6 protein-coding genes are annotated in these 6,109 nt (G+C 70.8%); 3 read left to right on the forward strand and 3 right to left on the reverse strand.

The window, feature by feature from the left end:
• From M878_RS66165 to M878_RS66175, 3 genes are all read right to left on the reverse strand, one after another.
• Nucleotides 1-578: NADH-quinone oxidoreductase subunit C (locus tag M878_RS66165; RefSeq protein ID WP_023547444.1), on the reverse strand; the 578-nt coding region annotated here is incomplete at its 3' end.
• A complete protein-coding gene (locus M878_RS66170; RefSeq protein WP_023547445.1) occupies nt 575-1,177 on the reverse strand; it encodes an NADH-quinone oxidoreductase subunit B in 603 nt (200 codons plus the stop codon). The genes M878_RS66165 and M878_RS66170, both read right to left, overlap by 4 nt.
• Nucleotides 1,168-1,587 (reverse strand): NADH-quinone oxidoreductase subunit A, encoded by a 420-nt coding sequence (locus M878_RS66175; protein WP_023547446.1) that lies wholly within the window; start codon nt 1,585-1,587, stop codon nt 1,168-1,170. Before M878_RS66175 ends, M878_RS66170 begins: the two co-directional genes overlap by 10 nt.
• 244 nt (nt 1,588-1,831) lie before the next feature.
• Here M878_RS66175 and M878_RS66180 point away from each other — a divergent pair, with 244 nt between their 5' ends.
• From M878_RS66180 to M878_RS66190, 3 genes are all read left to right on the forward strand, one after another.
• Nucleotides 1,832-3,016, forward strand: coding sequence for a sensor histidine kinase (locus M878_RS66180; protein ID WP_023547447.1), 1,185 nt, complete (start codon nt 1,832-1,834; stop codon nt 3,014-3,016).
• Between the two features lie 338 nt (nt 3,017-3,354).
• Complete coding sequence (locus tag M878_RS66185) at nt 3,355-4,698, forward strand: sensor histidine kinase (protein ID WP_023547448.1); 1,344 nt, start codon at nt 3,355-3,357, stop codon at nt 4,696-4,698.
• A 312-nt stretch (nt 4,699-5,010) separates the two neighbouring features.
• Nucleotides 5,011-5,670 (forward strand): LuxR C-terminal-related transcriptional regulator, encoded by a 660-nt coding sequence (locus M878_RS66190; protein ID WP_280923684.1) that lies wholly within the window; start codon nt 5,011-5,013, stop codon nt 5,668-5,670.
• Nucleotides 5,671-6,109 lie beyond the last annotated feature (439 nt).

The following is a 6,109-nucleotide window of genomic DNA, read 5'->3' on the forward strand; positions in this document are numbered from 1 at the left end:
GCGGGTGGGAGCTGGCCCTTCAGGGGGCCCCACTCGTTGGGGTCCGGGACGCCCGGGGGCAGCATCTGGCGGCGCTTGGGGCCACCGTGTTCGGATTCGCCCGGCTCCTTCGCGCCGGGCCAGGCCTTGGCGACGCGGGCGGCGAGGACGAAGTCCTTGCGGAGGGGGTGGCCCTCGAAGGTCTCGGGGAGGAGGAGGTGGTCCAGCCCCGGGTGGCCCTCGAATGTGACGCCGAACATCTCATGGGTCTCGCGCTCGTGCCAGGCGGCGCCCGCGTAGACGCCGACCGCGGAGGGCAGCGCCGGCGCATCGTGCGGGACGGTCGTGCGGACGAGGAGGCGGCGGACCGGGTGCAGAGCGACGACATGGGCGGAGACACGGAAGCCCGCGCCCGGTTCGTCGACCGCGCTCAGCCAGTCGAAGTAGGTGCAGCCCAGGGTCGTACGGGCCGTCTCCAGGGCCGTCAGCCAGGAGGACGGCGGTACGTCCACGGTCAGGAGGTCGTACGACTCCTCGGCCGTGGCGTCCGTACCGAAGAGGTCCTCGACCGGGGCGGGGAGCCAGCCGACGGTGCTCATCGGGCCTCCCCCTCGGCGGTGGTAGCCGGGACCGGGGGCTTCACCAAGTCGCTGGTCAGTGCGGCCGCCGATGGGCGGGTCTCGCCGTACCGCTCCCCCAGGGACTCGCGGGCGATCTTCTCCTGGAGCTTGAGGATGCCCTGGAGCAGCGCCTCCGGGCGCGGCGGGCAGCCGGGGACGTACACGTCCACCGGGATGATCTGGTCGACGCCCTTGGTGACGGAGTAGGAGTCCCAGTAGGGGCCGCCGCAGTTGGAGCAGGCGCCGAAGGAGATGACGTACTTCGGCTCGGGCATCTGCTCGTAGAGGCGCTTCACGGCCGGGGCCATCTTGTCCGTCACCGTGCCCGAGACCACCATCAGGTCGGCCTGGCGGGGCCCGGGTGCGAACGGGATCACGCCGAGGCGGATGAAGTCGTGCCGGGCCATCGACGCGGCGATGAACTCGATCGCGCAGCAGGCGAGGCCGAAGTTGAAGACCCAGAGCGAGTAGCGGCGGCCCCAGTTCAGGACCACCTTCATCGGCTCGGGGGCCAGGCGGGCCAGGGCGCCGAGCCGCTTGGGCTCCGGCAGGTAAACGGAATCCGGGGTCACGTCCATGCCAGGACCCCCTTCTTGTATGCGTACAGCAGGCCTACGGCGAGGAAGCCGAGGAAGATGAACATCTCCACCAGGGTCGTGGCGCCGTAGCCGGGTGCGGCGAAGACCGTCGCCCAGGGGAAGAGGAAGATCGAGTCGACCGCGAAGATCACGTACAGGAAGGCGTAGACGTAGTAGCGGACCTGGGTGTGGGCCCAGCCCTCGCCGACGGGGTCGACGCCGCATTCGTAGGTCAGGAGTTTCTCGGGGGTCGGCACGACCGGGCGCAGCAGGCGGCCGGCGCCGAAGGCGACCGCGACGAACAGCACGCCGATGGCAGCGAGCAGGCCCACCACCGAGTACGACCGGAAGTATCCGGCCGCGATGACCTGCGCCGCGGCGGCTGTCGAGTCCCCCCACGTCTCCCGCACCGTCGTCCGACCTCGCTCCCTGAACCTCGTGTGAACCGTGAACCCTGAGATGCGCCGTGATTCGACTGACGCACCGTGATTCGAGGGTCTGTACGCACGGGAGTCTAGGCCCTGATAAAGAAGCGGTAAGCAGCCCGTCACGGCGTGAGACAGGTGACGGGCCCGGGGGTGGGGTTTTCCCCCGTAGGCGGAGGGCGGCATACCGCATGGCGCTCAGGGCGCCGGGCACGGCAGGCTGACCGGTATGACCGCTACCAGCAGCTCCGCCCCCGGCCGGGCGGACGGCACCGACCAGCTGCCGCCGATCCGGCCGGCGTACGAGGCGCGCACGTGGAAGGAGATCCTTCATCTCCTGCTGAACCTGCCGGTGACGGTGTTCGGCTTCGTCTACGCGATCACCGCGCTGTCCGTCGGCGGGTCCCTGACGATCACGGTCATCGGTCTCCCGCTGCTCGCGTTCGGTCTGCTGGGCGCAAGGCAGTTGGGGAAGCTGGAGCGGGCCCGCGCCCGATGGCTGCTCGGGGTGCGGGTGGAGGAGCCGACACCGCTGCCGCTCGCGAAGAGCGGCGGGCCGATGCAGCGGCTGTGGATGGCGCTGAGGGACCCGGTGGGCTGGCGGACGATGCTGTACGACGTCATCCGGCTGCCCTGGGGCGTCGTCACCTTCTGCACGGTGCTGACCTCGCTGATCGTGCTGTGGCCGGTGCTGCCGTATCTGGCGCGGGGCCTCGCCGACGTGGACCGCTTCATGGTGCGCGGGCTGCTGTCGCCCTCGGACGAGCTGGAACGCCGTATCGCCGAGCTGGAGTCGGACCGCGGGGTCGTGGTCGACACTGCCGCCGCCGATCTGCGGCGCATCGAGCGGGATCTGCACGACGGGGCACAGGCCCGGCTGGTCAACCTCGCCATGGGGCTCGGCCTGGCCAAGGAGAAGCTGCTGGAGGACCCGGACTCGGCGGCGGCGATGGTGGAGGAGGCGCACGGCGAGGTGAAGCTGGCCCTGCAGGAGCTGCGCGACCTCGCCCGCGGCATCCACCCGGCCGTGCTCACGGACCGGGGCCTGGACGCGGCCCTGTCCTCGGTCGCCTCCCGCTGCACGGTCCCGGTGAAGGTCACCGTGGACCTGCCGGACCGCCCGGCGCCGGCCATCGAGGGCATCGCCTACTTCACGGTCTCCGAACTGCTGCAGAACATCAGCAAGCACAGCCGGGCCCGGTCCGCGTCGGTGGACGTCTGGCGCACGGAGAACCGGCTGCTCATCCAGGTCCAGGACAACGGCCGCGGCGGCGCCCGCCTGGAGGCCGGCACGGGCATGCGGGGCCTGGCCGAGCGACTGGGCGCGGTGGACGGCCTCTTCGTACTCGACTCACCATCGGGCGGCCCGACGGTCGTCACGGCCGAGCTTCCGTGGCGGGACCGTACGGAGTAGCCGGCAGTTTCCCTTGAGGTTGCGGCCGCTGCAACCCCCAGGGGCGCGGGGAACTGCGCGACCGGCCACGACGAAACCCGCACCCGGGCTGCGACGAAACCCGCACCCGGGCTGCGACAGGACCCCTACGGCGTTCCCCTACGGCGTTCCCCTACGGCAACCGCGCCCAACGGCACCAAGAAGACAACGGAACAGATCAACGGCCGAACTGCCGGGGGCAAGGGGGGAAACCCCCGCCTCAAGACGCCGACGGCCTCCATGGCCCGGCACCCTCACAGCGCACGACTCTGGAAACACGGCTGAACCGCCGTACGGACGACGAGAACGGGACGAGAACGATGGCCACGGAGTACGGACACGGGTACGGACACGGGCGGGAGGACGGCGGGTCCACCGGAACCGGCCACCGGCTGCCCGCCGCACTGCGGGCACCCTTCGAGGAACGCAGCTGGCGCGAGTTCGGCTATGTCCTGCTGAGCCTGCCGCTGGCCATCGTGCTGTTCACCTGGACGGTGACCATGGTGTCGCTCGGCACCGGCCTGCTGGTGACCTTCATCGGCATCCCGGTGCTCGCCGCGGCGCTCGCCGGCTGCCGGGGCTTCGGCGCGCTGGAGCGGGCGCGGGCGCGTGGGCTGCTGCGGCTGGACGTGGCCGAGCCGGAGCCGCTGCGGGTACGCGGGCCGGGCGCGCTGGCCTGGATCGGTGCGGTACTCAAGAGCGGCACCTCCTGGCGCAACGCGCTGTACGCGCTGCTGCAGTTCCCGTGGGCGGTGTTCTCGTTCTCGGTGGCGGTGAGCCTGTGGACGACGGGCTGGACGCTGCTGACGTACCCGCTGTGGTTCTGGGTCTTCCCGGCCTACGCCGGTCAGGGCGGGCTGCAGCTGTACGGCGACGAGCACCACAGCGTCTATCTGGACAACCCGTTCGAGATCACCGTGACCGCGCTGGTCGGGTTGCTGTTCACGCTGGCCACGCCGTGGATCGTACGGGCCCTGACGACGGTGGACGGGCTGCTGGTCCGGGGGCTGCTGGGGCCGTCGCCGCTGTCGGCGCGGGTGGTGGAGCTGGAGTCGGACCGCGGGGTCGTGGTCGACACGGCCGCCGCCGATCTGCGGCGCATCGAGCGGGATCTGCACGACGGGGCACAGGCCCGGCTGGTCAACCTCGCCATGGGGCTCGGCCTGGCCAAGGAGAAGCTGCTGGAGGACCCGGACTCGGCGGCGGCGATGGTGGAGGAGGCGCACGGCGAGGTGAAGACGGCGCTGCAGGAGCTGCGCGACCTCGCCCGCGGCATCCACCCGGCCGTGCTGACCGACCGGGGCCTGGACGCGGCCCTGTCCTCGGTGGCCTCCCGCTGCACGGTCCCGGTGCGGGTCGAGGTCGATCTGCCGGCCCGCCCGGCGCCGGCCATCGAGGGCATCGCCTACTTCACGGTCTCCGAACTGCTGCAGAACATCAGCAAGCACAGCCGGGCCCGGTCCGCGTCGGTGGACGTCTGGCGCACGGAGGACCGGCTGATGCTGCAGGTGACCGACGACGGTGTGGGCGGCGCGGACGTCTCCCTCGGCTCGGGCCTGGCCGGTCTCGCCGGACGCCTGGACGCGGTGGACGGCGTCCTCGTCGTCGACTCCCCTACGGGCGGCCCCACCCAGGTGATCGCGGAACTGCCCTGGCGGACCTGAAACCCGGGACAGCACTCGCCGGCAGCCACCCGCCCCCGTCCCCCTCCCCGTCCCCGGCCCCCATCCCTCGTCACTCATTCGCCACCAAGCAGTCACTCACAGCGATGACGCCGGTCCCCCGCCCTCCCGCGGCGGGGGAATTGTTCCGGTGGGGCGGCGGCACGGACCGAATGCTGGAATGCTGGACCTTCGTACGACGTACCGGCGTGCTGACTCAGCGCCGTGCTGACGTGGCGACGTACCGGGGGTACCGACGACCGTCGTCGGGGAGCGGGATCGGGCTTGGGGGGCCAGGAGATCGTGGAGGACAGGGTGCGGGTGGTCATCGCCGAGGATTCAGTGCTGCTCAGAGAGGGCCTGACCCGGCTGCTGACCGACCGCGGGCACGATGTCGTGGCCGGTGTGGGGGACGCGGAGGCACTGGTGAAGACCGTCGCCGATCTGGAGGCACAGGGCACGCTGCCCGACGTGGTCGTGGCGGACGTACGGATGCCGCCGACACACACCGACGAGGGCGTACGGGCGGCCGTACGGCTGCGTAAGGCGCATCCGGGGCTCGGGGTGCTGGTGCTGTCGCAGTACGTGGAGGAGCGCTACGCCACGGAGCTGCTGGCCGGTTCCAGCCGAGGTGTGGGCTATCTGCTCAAGGACCGGGTCGCCGAGGTGCGCGAGTTCGTGGACGCGGTGGTGCGGGTGGCCGAAGGCGGTACGGCGCTGGACCCGGAGGTGGTCGCGCAGTTGCTCGGCCGCAGCCGCAAGCAGGACGTGCTCGCGGGGCTGACCCCGCGCGAACGCGAGGTGCTCGGGCTGATGGCCGAGGGACGGACGAACTCGGCGATCGCCCGGCAACTGGTGGTCAGTGACGGGGCCGTGGAGAAGCACGTCAGCAACATCTTCCTGAAACTCGGCCTGGCCCCGAGCGACGGTGATCACCGGCGTGTTCTGGCCGTGCTCACCTACCTGAACTCCTGAGCGGACGACACTCGGTCGGCGCAATCCGTCCGCACGCTCTGTCCGCGGTTTGTCCGCACACTGTCCGCACACGCCGTCAGCAACGCGTCAGACCGTCCGGCTTCCGCGGGAAGCCGGATACCGAGGTGGAAGACCTTAAGGGGCGAGGAGGCAACGGGGAAAGACGTTACGCGCGTCAGCGCTCAAGACCGACTCGAATCAGCGCTCAGTGCCGCCTCGATAGCGCTACAGGCCGACTCGAAATGTCGACCAATCTGCGGATCGCCTCGGGAAGGCGACCCTAACCGACGTAGTGTTGATCCTGGGATGGTCCGTGGGACGACCACACCCCGGACAGCCGCCTCGAAGGAGGTCCAGTTCAGTGACCAGCCAGGTCAGCAGCCCAACGGAGCAGGCCGACGGAACCGTCGTGGGAGAGCAGCGCACACCGGGCGGCGCC

Source organism: Streptomyces roseochromogenus subsp. oscitans DS 12.976, assembly GCF_000497445.1.
Lineage (GTDB): Bacteria > Actinomycetota > Actinomycetes > Streptomycetales > Streptomycetaceae > Streptomyces > Streptomyces oscitans.